The organism is Dyadobacter sp. HNCC25DJ187, assembly GCF_056895255.1.
Genome location: NZ_JBXHAT010000002.1, coordinates 2,173,606 through 2,189,351 on the forward strand (window position 1 = coordinate 2,173,606; position 15,746 = coordinate 2,189,351).

General features: G+C 43.0%; 11 protein-coding genes. 5 read left to right on the top strand and 6 right to left on the bottom strand.

Annotated elements, in window-relative coordinates; genetic code table 11:
* The first annotated feature begins 172 nt into the window (after positions 1-172).
* A complete protein-coding gene (locus AC1XUE_RS19905; protein ID WP_483357731.1) occupies positions 173-1,234 on the top strand; it encodes an NAD-dependent epimerase/dehydratase family protein in 1,062 nt (353 codons plus the stop codon).
* A gap of 80 nt (positions 1,235-1,314) precedes the next feature.
* Complete coding sequence (locus AC1XUE_RS19910; RefSeq protein ID WP_483357732.1) at positions 1,315-2,169, top strand: beta/alpha barrel domain-containing protein; 855 nt, start codon at positions 1,315-1,317, stop codon at positions 2,167-2,169.
* A 1-nt stretch (position 2,170) separates the two neighbouring features.
* On the opposite strand, the gene AC1XUE_RS19915 is transcribed toward AC1XUE_RS19910, so the two are convergent.
* Positions 2,171-3,052, bottom strand: coding sequence for a PorV/PorQ family protein (locus AC1XUE_RS19915; protein ID WP_483357733.1), 882 nt, complete (start codon positions 3,050-3,052; stop codon positions 2,171-2,173).
* Between the two features lie 59 nt (positions 3,053-3,111).
* The gene (locus AC1XUE_RS19920) at positions 3,112-4,215 is read right to left on the bottom strand and encodes a hypothetical protein (protein ID WP_483357734.1); all 1,104 of its coding nucleotides are present in this window, start codon (positions 4,213-4,215) and stop codon (positions 3,112-3,114) included.
* Between the two features lie 112 nt (positions 4,216-4,327).
* Here AC1XUE_RS19920 and AC1XUE_RS19925 point away from each other — a divergent pair, with 112 nt between their 5' ends.
* Positions 4,328-4,927 carry a thymidine kinase gene (locus AC1XUE_RS19925; RefSeq protein ID WP_483357735.1) on the top strand — a complete coding sequence of 200 codons (600 nt, stop codon included), beginning with the start codon at positions 4,328-4,330 and terminating at the stop codon, positions 4,925-4,927.
* Between the two features lie 53 nt (positions 4,928-4,980).
* Here AC1XUE_RS19925 and AC1XUE_RS19930 read toward each other — a convergent pair whose 3' ends face one another.
* From AC1XUE_RS19930 to uvrA, 3 genes are all read right to left on the bottom strand, one after another.
* Positions 4,981-5,811, bottom strand: a complete 831-nt coding sequence (locus AC1XUE_RS19930; protein ID WP_483357736.1) for an outer membrane beta-barrel protein — start codon at positions 5,809-5,811, stop codon at positions 4,981-4,983.
* A 5-nt stretch (positions 5,812-5,816) separates the two neighbouring features.
* Positions 5,817-6,521 carry a hypothetical protein gene (locus AC1XUE_RS19935; RefSeq protein ID WP_483357737.1) on the bottom strand — a complete coding sequence of 235 codons (705 nt, stop codon included), beginning with the start codon at positions 6,519-6,521 and terminating at the stop codon, positions 5,817-5,819.
* Positions 6,522-6,668: 147 nt separating this feature from the next.
* Positions 6,669-9,530 (bottom strand): excinuclease ABC subunit UvrA, encoded by a 2,862-nt coding sequence (gene uvrA, locus AC1XUE_RS19940; RefSeq protein WP_483357738.1) that lies wholly within the window; start codon positions 9,528-9,530, stop codon positions 6,669-6,671.
* A gap of 319 nt (positions 9,531-9,849) precedes the next feature.
* Between uvrA and AC1XUE_RS19945 the strand changes: the two genes are divergently transcribed.
* The gene (locus AC1XUE_RS19945) at positions 9,850-13,107 is read left to right on the top strand and encodes a SusC/RagA family TonB-linked outer membrane protein (RefSeq protein ID WP_483357739.1); all 3,258 of its coding nucleotides are present in this window, start codon (positions 9,850-9,852) and stop codon (positions 13,105-13,107) included.
* 34 nt (positions 13,108-13,141) lie between these two features.
* Complete coding sequence (locus AC1XUE_RS19950; RefSeq protein ID WP_483357740.1) at positions 13,142-14,905, top strand: RagB/SusD family nutrient uptake outer membrane protein; 1,764 nt, start codon at positions 13,142-13,144, stop codon at positions 14,903-14,905.
* Between the two features lie 103 nt (positions 14,906-15,008).
* Here the strand turns inward: AC1XUE_RS19950 and AC1XUE_RS19955 are convergent, their stop codons facing one another.
* The gene (locus AC1XUE_RS19955; protein WP_483357741.1) at positions 15,009-15,737 is read right to left on the bottom strand and encodes a hypothetical protein; all 729 of its coding nucleotides are present in this window, start codon (positions 15,735-15,737) and stop codon (positions 15,009-15,011) included.
* Positions 15,738-15,746: the final 9 nt, after the last annotated feature.

Genomic DNA, 15,746 nt, shown 5'->3' on the forward strand with positions numbered 1-15,746 from the left:
AGCTGACTCAATCCAGGATTTAACGTTTTTTCTATCCACAATTCTTACCAATCGATCACCAGCTCTTCGTTGTAAAAAAATGGATCGGGGTGATCCTTTCTTAGGGAATGATCCTAACTTTGAAACCTGATATAACACACAAATACTTTCAATTAAATTTCTGATCTCTTTTATGAAAATTCTTATTACGGGTGGTGCAGGATTTGTTGGTTCAGCACTGGCTATCTCTCTTAAAAAAAACTACCCCGACTATCAGATATATGCGCTAGATAACCTGAAAAGACGTGGCTCGGAGCTGAACCTGTCCAGACTGAAACAACAAGGTGTAGAATTTGTCCATGGGGACATCCGTAACAAGGAAGATTTTGACAGCATTCCTGCAGTTGACGCTGTCATAGAAGCATCTGCGGAACCATCAGTACTTGCAGGCTTAGACGGAACGCCCGATTATCTGATCAATACCAATCTGGTAGGTACCGTAAATTGCCTCAACTACGCTTTAAAGCATAAGGCTAATTTCATATTCCTGTCTACCAGCCGTGTTTATCCGATTAAAACCATTGAAAACCTCAACTTTGTGGAGGAGGAAACACGTTTTGCTCTGTCCGATGAGCAGCCGGTGCCCGGCGCATCATCCAAAGGTATTGCGGAAGATTTCCCTCTTACCGGTGCACGTTCGCTATACGGCACTACCAAGCTGGCTTCTGAGCTGATCATTCAGGAATATAACGAGTTCTACAACCTTAAAACGGTGATCAACCGCTGCGGTGTTATTACGGGCCCATGGCAGATGGGTAAGGTAGATCAGGGTGTGATGGTATTATGGATTGCGAAGCACTACTTCGAACAACAACTGGGTTATTTCGGATATGGCGGTACTGGCAAACAAATCAGAGATATGCTGCATGTAGCAGACCTGTATCGTTTGATTGACTGGCAGCTGCATCATATCGACAAGGTTAACGGTGAGGTGCTCAACGCAGGCGGCGGACTGGAAAGCAGCGCTTCTCTGCAGGAACTTACGAAGGTATGCCAGGAAGTAACTGGCAAAACGATTCCGATTAAAGTAGTCCCGGAAAACCGCACAGCAGATATTCGTTTATATGTTACCGATAATTCAAAAGTGACGGCGCTTACCGGCTGGAAACCGGAGATCGGCATCAGGCAGATTGTAGAAGAAATAGCTGCATGGCTTGCCGAAAACGAAAAAGACCTTGCTCCGATTTTAAAATAATCATTTATGCAGCCTGATTGAGATTCATGTCCATCAGGCTGCATTACTTTCAGTCCGTAACCTTTATAAATTACCGGATCATGAAAATCATAGAATGCCCCCGTGACGCATGGCAAGGCCATTATCCTTTTATACCAACAGAAAGAAAAGCAAGTTATATCAATCAACTGCTTCAGGTTGGTTTTGATACCCTCGACTTAGGAAGCTTTGTTTCTCCCAAAGCCATGCCCCAGGTAAGCGATACAGCTCTGCTATTGAATCAGATCGACCGCGGAGATTCTGATACCAAATTGCTCACTATTGTAGCCAATGAGAGAGGTGCTGAGCAAGCTTGTAATTTTGAAGCCATAGACTATCTCGGTTATCCCTTCTCTGTCTCCGAAACATTCCAGCTTCGCAACACAAATACCAGCATTGAGGGATCAATGGAACGCACTGAAAGAATTGCTGCGCAATGCAATAAAGCCGGAAAAGAACTAATTATTTATATTTCAATGGGTTTTGGTAATCCTTATGGTGACCTCTGGCATCCCGAAATTGTATTGCAATGGATCGATAAACTCAGCAGATCAGGTATTCGCACATTCTCTCTTTCAGATACCGTGGGTGTTGCCAAAACGGGGGATATAACGTCATTGTTCTCTGCACTTATTCCACAATATCCTGACATGGAATTCGGGGCTCATTTTCACACAACACCAGATAGCTGGCGCGAAAAAATAGCTGCTGCTCACGAAAGTGGTTGCCGCAGGTTTGACGGTGCCATTCTGGGTTATGGAGGATGTCCTATGGCACAGGATGATCTGGTTGGAAACATGCCCACTGAAAGACTGATTGAATTTTCTGCTGAACAAAACGAATATTCTTCACTGAATATGACAGCTTTCCGTGAAGCAAAACGTATGTTTCAGGAATTGATGGGTTTGACTTACTGAATTATTCTTCCATCTTCAAATTCTTTTTCCTTTCTGAAAATACATAACCTAATGACAAGTGATGTGACAACCCAAGTTGTATATGCGTATGAACCGCATAGTCGATCAGTAAAGAACGTGCTTTGAAGCCAGCACCAAAATGACTTGTTAAAGGACGGGAAACTACGCCAGTTCTCAAAAAAAGTTGTTTCCACGCTTTATACTCCAATCCTGTTTTGAAAACCAAAGGCTGATCCGTATCCTTTTCGATCTCCACACTGCAGTTAAGATTAGACTGTGGCTGATACATAAAGCCAGCTCTCAACACAGTGGGAACACGCCTTCCATAATCACCGGAATAAGCAGATTGTGTTACATTGAAAGCATGAGCTCCGAAAAATAAACGCGAAGATAAGGTTACAATTCCTCCAAATTCAAATACGAGTGCCTTCCTTGAAAAGGAAAGAGAGGGAGCGGATACTGCATTCTGCATGTAGTTTGCTTTTAACCCTAAACTAAAACGCCCGATGCGATGTCCTGCCGCTATACCAATAGCTGACTGATTGTAGAGTTGATCACCAAACCGCTGGACATTAAGAGCAACGCCCAGCTCATTACCGACAGGCATGATTGCTCCTGCAGCAAAAGTACCTATCCCTTCAAATCCGAAATGTGAACTATAAGATGAAAACGCACTGGTTTCCTGTACGCCACCCAATGCTGCCATATTCACAAACCCATAGCTGTAATCCCGCCTGGCTACAGATGCGTTGGCAAGCGCCCAAGACCTTGCACCAACGGGAAAAGGAAAGTCAGCATAACTGTCAATTGACAGTATGCACAGAAGAAATAGAAAGAAGATGAAGTTTTTCTGTTGAGATAAATAGTCAGGTGATCCCTTCATATCTACAGCAACAGTCAGAAAATCAGGCCGTCAACCGACGGCCTGTGCAATATCGTATATCAATTAAATTTTCTCTTCACAATGTTCAGCAATGCATTTACTGCTTCACCGTTTACATCCCAGGCGTACTTGGAAGCATACCGGTGCCAAATTAAATTTTGTGCCTCTTCGAATGATTTTACGGTATCGAGTTCATATACCGCTTTTTCAAAATGCTCACTATTTTTATTAAAAAGCTGGTTTACAAACATAAAACGCTGACCCAGTGGAATCGACGCAGCAATACTTTCTACCCGGACAGGTATCGTTCCATAGGCTTTGTCATCTGATGCCTTAGGTACATCCACTTTAAAACGATTGTTAAGTGATTCACTTTCAGCCGATTTTTGTTGTGCTACAATCTCCGAGATGATCGCTGCTCCTGGCTCCGGACGTGAAACCGAACGGGGAATTTCCTGTTCGCCAAAAGCAGAATCAAAGAACGAAGGTGCTTCTGCTTTTTTAGCAGAAGGAACCATACTTATTGGTTCGTCTTTGATGATCAGCTCAGAAAGATTGAGCGGAAATACTTCACTAAACTGAGCCAGATAAGGCTCCTTGTCGTCAAGTAAAGATTCATCCTTTTTAAGCTCATATACCCAACTCGCTGCCTGGGTCTGATACGCTGACTCGGAACCACTGTCTACCAACTTCTGTAATAAGGCTTCTCCAAGTTTTCGGTGTATCTGCGTGTATTTTACGAGATGTTCTGCTTTAGCTTGTGTAAATTCTGAATCAGGAGTAGCTCTGATCTTATCTTCCAGATATAGTTCCGGCGTAAAAAGCAATCTTAAAGCTTCTTTGACAGAATCAAGTAACAAGGGTTCAAGATCTGACCGTCTCACTGCAATGTAGCGCGAAGCAGTATTCATAAATGCTTCCAAAGCTTGCTTTACTTCCTCATTCTCAAAGTCAAAGTAAACGCTGCGAAATGACTCCGCATTGCTTTTCCATTGTTCAAAAAGTCGGTTTAATATACCCAGATTCACCTGTCTTACAGGAGTAAGCTTAAGTATTTCCGAGCCTGTTACGATATCTTGAGACCGGTAAACCTCATTCAGAATGGTGGTTGAAAACCGGGCTGCATATTGGTTGAGTGCAATTGAATTCAGGTTATTCGGCATACGAATAAGATCGTTTTTAACGAAAGTGTTTAATAAAAATATGTTTGCTTTGTAAAGATAAAATAAAATTAGCTGTTACGGGCTGGACTGCCCACTACAATTATATCGTTACATGTTCATTGAACCATTAAACAGGAGGGCACACCAAACTCCACGTACGGGCTGGATCGAAGTAATCTGCGGCTCCATGTTCTCAGGCAAAACAGAAGAACTGATCCGCCGTCTGAACCGTGCAAAAATTGCCAAGCAGAAAACGCAGATTTTCAAACCCACCATGGATCAACGTTACCATGAGGAGAACATTGTTTCGCATAACCATAATTATATCCACTCAACGCCTGTTGACCAGTCTTCCAAAATCACTGAGCTTGCAGGTGACTGTGAAGTAGTAGGTATAGATGAAGCGCAATTTTTTGACGAAGATATAGTAGAAGTTGTGAATGATCTTGCGAACTCAGGAAAGCGCGTCATCATTGCCGGACTGGATATGGATTATCTGGGAAAGCCCTTCGGTTATATGCCTCAGTTAATGGCTATGGCAGAATTCGTGACAAAAGTACATGCTATTTGCATGGTATGCGGGGAAGTGGCATCACATTCGTATCGGTTGGCAGCATCTAAAGAACAGGTGCTGGTAGGCGAAACTGATTCGTATGAAGCCCGTTGCCGGCGATGTTTCAATCTTGGAGATGAGGTTTCCGGGAAAGGATAAAACGCAGAAATAATCCCGTCCGAGTATTAATCAGGACGGAATTAACCAGCTTATTATTTACCAAACTTCACTCCCACAGTTAATTCAAGGCGCCCCAGGTTTTCAAAATTTTCTTTATCCAGCTTTACGACAAGACTCTCATTTACTTTAATTTTGGTTAGCGTAGAAGCTTTAAATCCCAAACCAAAATACAGCAAGGCTCCGGCACTTAGTTCCTGCTCAAACCCTGCCTCCAGACCCAGCGCTAACGTACTTCCTGTAATATGATAGGAAGACCCTGTCACTTCGGCTTTGTCGGTATATGACTGATAACCCATATTAAATCCTAATATGATATGCTTTTGAGGATTGGCAAGTATATACCTGTTCAGTACCGAAGCTCCGACATAATGCATCGTAACATTATCTGATGTAGCACTCATTTCAGCCTTATGCTTATTCAGCCCATACACAACGCCAATACCGATGGACTCTGAAAAAAAATAATGTACATCTCCTCCAATTGTGAAACCGGATTTCAGACTTTTTAAATATTGCTTTTCTGAACTGGGAAGTGAATTGCTGATTTTGCCTGTGCGGTAACTATACCCGCCATGCACGCCATATCGCCAGCGACTGAAATCTCTTTCTACAATATTTTTTGTTACATCGGAAACTTCTGACACTTCATAATATCCTTCCCGCACGGATAATACCTGGTCGGCGGGTATGAGTGTGGCCTCTACTTTATGATCCCTCACGTAGTTAAAATAAACAATACCATTCTGCCGCTTTGTTACCTGGCAGTTAATTGAATCGCCTTTTGCAGTAACGATCAAATCCTGTGCTACTAAATGATGTATATGAAACAGCAGTATCAATACAGAAAATAAAATATTTTTCATATTTGTTATTTCAATGCCGCTATTTCTTTTTTACCTATTTTTTCACTTACCAGTTCAAAACTGGGCCTGCCAACCATTACTCCCATCGCAACAGAACAACGCAGATAATACTGTCTTCCATTAACAAGTTTGATGGGAATGGATGCCTTGGATTCAGTTTTTGCCCAAAGTTCCGCAGAACCGGTTTGTTTGATTCTGATCTGCTGTCTCGACTTGTTGCTGACACGACAGATAAGGGACTCATCCAGATAAAGATTGTAGCTCACCAAGCTGCCAGTGCCTCGCGGTCTGTAAACGTGTAAAATTGAATAATCCATTGTAGGATCTACAAATTCATCGACCGCGGTAATTCTTTGCAAAGATTCCGTATCAAGCCTGATCACCTCTGCTACGATCCGATGGCAGGAACTCATAAAATCAGGAGATTTATGCTCGATGATACGAATAGAATTTCCACCTGCTATACGGGCCTGTTCTTTGGCTTTGGCAAGTACTTGTGAAAGGTTGCATTTTGTGCTCATTCCGGAGTCTCCTACCTTGACTGTACCCAGTATTTCTGAGGATGCAGGTATACTGTCAGACTTTTCCAGAACGATTACTTCTTCGTCATAATTAAGTGACGGATGCTTGGAGGCGAGATTTGTTTTAACCTTTGGTGCGCACGAGATTGCGAATAAAACAAACAGAAACAATAATAGATTTTTTTGCACGGAGAGTAGATTTATAAAAATAATACTACAAAAGTATTTAATTTAGTTTATTAAAATAATCATGTATTAAAACATTTTTCTATAAAAAAATAACCCCGGTTCTAAAACAGAACTGGGGTCATTGTCAGATATATGGATGTATAGGGACTACCCTTTTAACTCTTCTTTTAAAAAGTGACCCGTAAAACTACCCTTTACTTTCGAAACTTTTTCAGGAGTTCCTTCGGCTATAATTCGTCCTCCGAGAGCTCCGCCTTCCGGTCCTACATCAATGACATAATCAGCGACTTTAATCACGTCCAGATTATGTTCAATGATCAAAACTGTATTCCCTTTTTCAACTAACTTATTAAGTACATTTAACAAATGGCGGATATCCTGGAAATGTAAACCAGTTGTGGGTTCATCCAAAATGTATAAAGTTTTACCGGTATCTCTTTTTGAAAGTTCTTCCGAGAGTTTTACACGCTGCGCTTCACCTCCTGATAATGTAGTAGCATGCTGCCCGAGCGTGATATATCCTAAACCTACATCGTTCAATGTTTGTACTTTCCGTAGTATTCTTGGTTGATTTTCGAAGAAATCCAGCGCTGTTTCAACCGTCATATCCAGAATATCTGCAACCGATTTACCCTTGAAGCGTACTTCCAAAGTTTCACGGTTGAATCGTTTTCCCTTGCAGGTTTCACAATTGACATGAACATCGGGCAGAAAATCCATTTCAATTTTTTTCATACCCGCACCTTCACAATCTTCACATCTTCCGCCTTTAACGTTAAACGAAAATCGTCCTGGTTTGTAACCACGGATTTTGGCTTCCGGCAACTCTGCAAAAAGTGTACGGATGTCGGAAAACAGATTGGTATAAGTAGCAGGATTTGAACGTGGCGTACGTCCGATCGGAGACTGATCTACTTCAATAACCTTATCTATATGCTCGAGACCTTCAATGCTTTTATACGGAAGCGGTTCCCTTCTGGATCTGTAAAAATGCTGATTCAAAAGCGGAAACAACGTTTCATGAATCAGTGAAGACTTCCCGCTACCACTCACACCTGTAACGCACACCATCGTACCCAGAGGCAACGACATGTTTACATTTTTTAAATTATGTCCCGTACAACCTTTTAAAGAAATAGATAAACCGTTCCCTTTCCTACGCTTTTTTGGAACAACAATCCCATCCCTGCCACTTAGGTAATTAGCTGTTAATGAACCATTTTTTAAAAATTCTTCCGGTGTACCTGATCCCACTACATTACCACCGTGCCTTCCGGCACCCGGCCCAATATCCAGGATATAATCCGAAGCCAGCATCATATCCTTATCATGCTCTACAACAAGGACGGTATTTCCCAGATCTCGAAGATTTTTTAGTGAATTGATCAGTCTCACATTATCGCGCTGGTGTAAGCCGATACTTGGTTCATCCATAATATACAGCACGCCTGTAAGTTGCGTACCTATTTGTGTGGCCAGACGGATTCGCTGCGCTTCCCCGCCCGAAAGTGTTCGCAAAGCACGGTTTAGTGTCAGATAGTCAAGACCTACGTCTAACAAAAAACCTACCCTCTTTCTGATCTCTTTCAGAACTTCGTGACCAATCACCTGCTGACGATCTTCAAGACGTTCTTCTAAACCTTCCAGCCAGTTCGCCAATTCCCTTACGTCTATATCAGAGAGTTCAGAAATATCCTTTTTATCGATTTTGAAATGCAGCGACTCTTTTTTCAATCTCTTTCCATGGCACTCAGGGCAAGTACGTATGACCATGAAATCTTTGAGCCAATCCAGGATTTTCTCGTTTCCGGACTCTTGCTGTCTTTTGAGGAAATTAACAATACCATCAAACTTAGTTTCCCATTCGGTGCCAGGATATTTTTTTGAAGGCACCGGTACAGCATCTTCACTGCCATAAAGTACAACTTTCAAGGCCTCCTCAGGAAACTTCGCCAATGGCGTTGCAAGGGTAACTTTAAAAGGTTTGAGAAGTACTTCCAACTGTTTGAAAATCCATGCGTCACGGTATTCCCCCATCGGAGCAATACCACCTTTGTTTATGCTTAAAGACTTATCAGGCATGATAGCTTCTTCCGTAATTTCTTCCACAACACCTAATCCCTGGCAGGTAGGGCACCATCCGTAAGGTGAATTGAAAGAAAATGCATTTGGAGCAGGATCATCATAACTGATTCCGGACTCGGGATCCATCAGGTTTTGTGAGAAATAGTATGTTTGTCCCTGATCATCCAGTACCATCAAAGCACCTTTGCCTTGTTTGATAGATGTTGCTACAGACTGGCTCAGTCTATATCGGGACTGGGGATCCTGATCATCCGTTTTCGGAATAACTCTGTCTATAACAATTTCAATATCGTGCACCTTGTAACGATCCAGCTGCATTTTAGGGACAATATCCTGAACCTCACCATCCACGCGCACTTTTGTATACCCCATTCGCGCTATCTGCACAAACAATTCCCGGTAATGCCCCTTTCTTCCTTTCACCGAAGGTGCCAGCAACATAATTTTCTTCCCAAGGAACTGCGTCATCAACTGATTAACGATCTGATCCTGCGATTGCTTCACCATCCGCCTGCCAGTTACGTACGAATAGGCATCACCGGCACGTGCATACAATAGCCGTAAAAAGTCATATATCTCCGTGACAGTTCCCACTGTAGAACGGGGATTTCTCGATGTGGTTTTCTGCTCAATACTGATTACTGGTGATAAACCGCTGATCTTATCCACATCGGGCCGTTCCATTTCACCTATAAAACCTCTGGCGTAGGAAGAGAAACTCTCCATATAACGCCGTTGTCCTTCAGCATATATCGTATCAAACGCCAGAGAAGATTTCCCACTACCACTGATGCCGGTAACCACCACCAGTTTATTTCTGGGAATGTTGACATCAATGTTTTTCAGATTATGCTCACGCGCTCCCTGAACTTCTATAAGATCAAGATTGCTCACTCCGGTATCATTCGTTTTTTCCAAGCTCATTCCTTTGGTTTTGAACCCCGGTTGTATCCGGTGCTAATAGGATAACCACAAATTTAGTCGTTCAGTTGCAAAAATTACGCCCTATTTCCGCTGCCTAAATACAAATATATTCTAGTACGAAAGCAAGAGTACTGCTAATGATGCAAACGTTTGCGGATTTGCACATTAACAGGAAACACCTTATTTGTAACCATTTATATAGTTATATTTTTTCTTCATTTAATTACTTTTTAATATTTATTTGTCACCCATATTGTTATTTTTGACACAATTCTTGCAAAAAATGGTACAATATTATCACCAGTAACCCCCTATCTGTATGCAAAAAAATTTACCAGTCCTTGTATGGTTTATGATCGTACTAATGGCCACCTTGCCTGGCAGCGATGCCTTTGCGCAAGACAAAAAAGTAACGGGAAAAGTCTCATCAGCAGTTGATGGTGCCGGACTCCCCGGTATCAATGTTCAACTGCAAGGCACCAATACCGGAACGGTTACCGACGCAGACGGAAGCTACTCCATTCAGGTTAGTAATGCCAATGCTGTTCTCGTATATTCTTCCATCGGTTTTATCAAACAGGAAATTACAGTTGGTAACAGATCCGTTATTGATGTGACACTTGCCGACGATGTGAAGAGTTTGACCGAAGTTGTTGTAACCGGTTATGCAACCCAGCGCAAGCAGGATATAACCGGTGCGGTAACAGTAATTAGTCCAAAGGAATTGACAGCAGTACCTGCCGCCAGTGTTACACAGATGCTCCAGGGACGTGCCGCCGGTGTAACTGTCGGTAACGACAACTCGCCCGGCGGAGGTACGATGGTACGTGTCAGAGGTTTCGGGTCTATCAATAACAATAGTCCGTTGTATGTAATCGATGGGGTACCAACTCAAGGTACGCTAAATCAGCTGAACCCGAATGACATAGAATCCATGCAGGTACTTAAAGATGCTTCTGCGGCATCTATTTATGGTGCACGTGCAGCAAATGGTGTTGTCATTATCACGACAAAAAAAGGAAAGCCAGGTGCACCCAGTATTACATTTGACTTCTACACCGGCACACAACGCCCCGGCAAAATGCTGGATCTGCTGAACACCAGAGAACTGGGTGAGTATTTGTATCAGTCAGAACTGGGAGCAGGGAAAAATCCTTCAGTTACATCTCCGTCAGTTCAGTATAAGTTTGATGAAAATGGCAACCAAACCATCGCTGACTACATTTATCCAAACGTATTTGGAACACTACCAGCCAATTATACCTATACGAATGACATTGCTGATCCAAATCTGGGAAAAACAGCTTTCAACATTACAAAAGCCAACAAGGAAGGTACCGATTGGCAGGATGTAATTTTCGACCCGGCTCCTATTTCCAACTATCAGATCGGCGCGAGTGGTGGCTCCAACACAGCCAAGTACGCGATCTCCGCCAATTATTTCAAACAAAACGGTATCCTGCGCTATACCAATTACAAAAGATATTCGATTCGCGCTAATACTGAATTTACAAAAGGAAAAGTGACTGTTGGAGAAAACCTTACTTTCTCTTATGACGAACGTCAGGGTATTACGAACAATGACGAAAGTAACCCGATCATGTTTGCAATCAGGGTGCACCCGATCATTCCTGTATTCGATATTACTGGCGGACCGACTGCCCTTGGAGGAACCAATACCTCGGCCTACAATGGATTTGCAGGAAGTCGTGGAAGTAACCTTGGCAATGCGCCCAATCCATTCGCAAGGTTGTATCGTGAAAAAGACAACATCACAAAAGGCACACACGTATTCGGTAATGCTTATGCACAGATCGACATCCTGCCCGGCTTAACGGGTCGTACCAGCTTTGGTTTGGAATACAACCAGTCAAACAGATCAGAATATTTTCACAGAGATATCGAAGCAGCCGAGGCCAGAAACGCCAACAGTTTGAATGTGATCAATAATCTGGACCGCTCTTTCACCTGGTTCAATACCCTGAATTATGCCAAAATTATTGGTAAGCATAATCTGAATATTCTTGTGGGTACGGAAGCTGTAAAAACATACTCGGCAGGTTTCCAGGCAAGCCGAAGCGGATTTGCATTTGATGATGTCGACTATCGTTATCTTGATGCAGGTTCAGCGGCTGGTTTGGCCAATGCAGGAGCGGGAGCCATTCGTAGTGCATTGTTTTCTCAGTTTGGTAAAATCAACTATGGCTACAAAGATCTTTTTCTTGCAGATTTCACCCTGCGTCGTGACGGATCTTCCCGTTTTTCTGAAGCCTATCGGTATGGTGTTTTCCCTGCTTTCTCATTGGGTCTGCGTATGACAGAACTGGATTTCATGAAGCCTACCCGCAAGGTACTGGATGATTTGAAAGTACGTTTCGGGTGGGGCAAGACAGGCAACCAGCTGATTCCGAATGTATACAACGCCTATACTTTATATGCAGCTGATCCTCAGAATAATGGCTATGATATCAACGGTACAGGCTCATCTATTGTGGGTGGGTTTGACCTGGTTCAGTTTGGCAATGCAAATGGGCGTTGGGAAACGAATACATCTACCAACATAGGTATTGATGCTGTCCTTCTTAACAACAAACTGGAAGCTGTACTTGATTTGTACAGTCGCAAAACGACTGACATGCTGACGCAAATAGCTATGCCCAGAACTGCAGGTACCGGTACTATTCCTTATACGAACATCGGAGAAGTTACCAACAAAGGATTTGACATCGGTCTTAATTTCCGGGATAAGAAAGATGACTTCTACTATGCTTTGGGGGTAAATTTTGGTCACTACAAAAACAATGTTGTAAAGCTGAACAATGACCCAAATGCTACCATTTTTGGTTTTTCTACACGTCTACCAGCCATGTCGGCGACCAAAGCCGGATATCCGATCGCAAGTTATTACGGTTACTTTGTGGATGGCGTGATCAAGGATCAGGCTGAGGCTGATGCTGCCCCGAAATTTGGCTCGTATACACGTGAAGGTGTTTTCAAATTCAGAGATGTAAACGGAGACGGCGTTATTACTGCTGCTGACCGCACCATCATTGGAAGCCCTCACCCTGATTTCAACTATGGTGTGAACCTAAATGTAGGATACAAGGCATTTGATCTTACTGTATTCGGACAGGGTGTGTATGGAAACGAAATATTTAATTACACCAGATACTGGACCGATTTCAACGTATTCCAGGGTAACAGATCCAAAGACATGTTGTACAATTCCTGGAAACAATCAGGGGATGACGCCAAACTTCCGAGACTTAACTCAGGAGATGCAACAAGCCAGCAGGTGTCGTCCTATTTCCTGGAAGACGGATCGTATTTCAGAATCAAGAATATTCAGCTGACCTACACACTGCCAACGGCACTACTTAAAAGAGTGAAGATTGGTTCTGCTCAGATCTATGTACAGGGACAAAACCTGTTCACATTCACGAAGTACACCGGGCTGGATCCTGATATCAATCTAAGACGATCAGGGAATGACAACGAAGACAAACATTTAGGGGTAGATGAAGGTGCTTATCCGGTATCCAAGTCGTATCTGGTAGGTTTACGTTTCGGTTTCTAAGGTCCTAAAATCACTCACATTTCATAGTATTAAGATGAAAAAGATAGCATTAATCTGTATACTGACGGGACTGAGCTTTTCATGCTCCGACAGTTTTTTTGACCTGAAGCCGCAAGGCCGTGCTTCAGTTGAACAGCTGAGTAATAAAAACGGTGTCAATGCACTATTGATAGGTGCCTATTCATTGGTAGATGGAGTGGGCTCCGGTAACACAGGTCGCCAGTCCACTGTGTCCAATTATGTATTCGGAGGGATTTCCAGTGACGATGCCGTGAAGGGAACAGATGCGGGTGACCAGCCCGAACAGTCTTTTATTGAACAATATAACTGGCTTTCAGACAACACTTATTTCCTGGGCAAATGGTGGCATCAATATGATGGCGTAGCCAGATGCAACGAAGTAATCCAGATTGTCAACGGCGAACTGGTAAAAGACATGACAGATGCAGAAAAGGCGCAGGTCATTGCCGAAGCCCGTTTCCTCAGAGGTTTCTATCACTTCGAGGCAAAAAAAATGTGGAATAACATCCCATACATAGACGAGGTTATTTATAAATCATCGGATCCGAATTCAACCAAAATTCCCAACACAACGGATGTATGGGGTAAAATTGAAGCTGATTTTGATTTCGCAGCAAAGACTCTTCCAGGCGTACAAACACAAAAAGGAAGAGCTACACAGTGGGCGGCTAAATCTTTTCTTGCCAAAACGTATTTGTTTCAAAAGAAATGGGCGGCTGCAAAAACTTTACTTGATGATGTATTGAAAAACTCAGGAAAGAAACTGGTAGCTAATTATCACGACAATTATAGAACAGCCGGAAATAATAATACAGAATCCATTTTTGAAGTTCAGTTTTCGGTAAATGACGGAACAAATGGTAATAACGGAAATGCAGGAGATAACCTGAACTGGCCCTACTCCGCCGGTGCTCCGGGGCGAGGATGCTGCGGTTTCTACCAACCATCGCACAATCTGGTAAATGCATTCAAAACCGAAAATGGCCTTCCTATGATCGGTAATGCCGCAGATGGTTCAGCCGACACGTATAACAAAGTGGATTTGCCAAATGATCAGGGTATTGCTGCAGCTACCGCATATACAGTTGACAAAACTGTGCCCGTCGATCCTCGTCTTGACTGGACTGTAGGTCGTCGTGGGGTAAACTTCCTGGATTGGGGACCTATGCCAGGTGCTTCATGGATTCGTGATCAGGCCTATGCAGGACCTTTTACCGGTAAAAAGTGGATGTATTATGTAGGTGAAGAAAATAGTACGACTCACTCTACCAGCAGAAGGAATGTGAACAATAATTTCAGAATGATCAAGCTTTCACATGTGTTGTTATGGCTTGCAGAGGTTGAAGTAGAGCTGGGAAATCTTGCTGCTGCAGAAGGGTATGTCAATCAGATTCGTAACCGTGCCAAAACAGGGTCTGTCCAGGATGCAAGCATCAATTACAAAGTAGAGCCATATGCTGCCGGCACTTTTGCCAGTAAAGGAGCTGACTTTGCCAGAAACGCAGTTCGTATGGAACAACGTCTTGAATTTGCCATGGAAGGCCACCGCTTTTTTGACCTGGTACGCTGGGGCATTGCTGAAAAAGTACTGAACAAATATGCGGCTGAAGAAGCAGTAGCTGGTAAAGAACCATCCGGACGTACGTTTGCGAAGCGTGGATATATGGCTGGAAAGACGTTTACATCTAAAAACAACTATTTCCCACTTCCACAGGATGAGATCCTGAACAGCCAGTTGGACGGCAAACCAACGCTGACGCAGAATCCCGGTTATTAAACCCTGATCTCTCTTAAAATCAAAAAAACCGGCCTAATCGCCGGTTTTTTTGATTTTAAGAGAGAAAACTGAGTGGAACACCCATTCAAATTCTATTTCATTCCTATTTCTTAGACGGATCTTTACGTGTAATTGACAAACGCTCAATCGTATACTTCGTGCCAGGCCCAGCACCCTGATCGAAATTAAAACTGATAGATGGATTCGCTGGGTTATGAAAGCTTAACGGATTGCTTGTCATGAGTGGTTCGTTGCTCACACGAATAAGCTCCCTCCCTGTGGATGCAATCATTAGATTGTAAGTTCCACTGCTTACATTGACGGTAAAAATAACAGAATGCGGCGCATCTACAGGAACAGTACCAATCATACGCGCGGTGGTCCAATCCCGCCCTATAAGGCTCACAGCGCCGGTCGGACTTATTTTCATTCTGGCAATGTACCCTGAGCTTCCATCCGACAGATCTGTAATAAGATCTCCAAAATTGGCATTACGCTTAGCACTGTAAATATACCATACAGTCTGAGAAAAATCTGTGGAAGCTCCTCTGAAAGATAACCAGGTTGCATGGCCGGAGAGCTTTCCTGTATTGACATAAGAAAATTCCAGTGCTTTGGTTCCTGTCGTATTCCACGGACCTATTTTTAATCCTGGAGCCAGTTCTGGTACAAAATCTATCCGGTCACCAGGAGGGTTACCGGGGATGTCGTGGGACGGTGTGATCCCAAGTGCTTCATTTTGAAAATTAGTTAAAAGAATTACCTTGCTGGTACAGGAAAGTACAGATAAACTCACCAGAATAACCATTGAAAATTGGCAGATAGATTTCATAAAACGTAT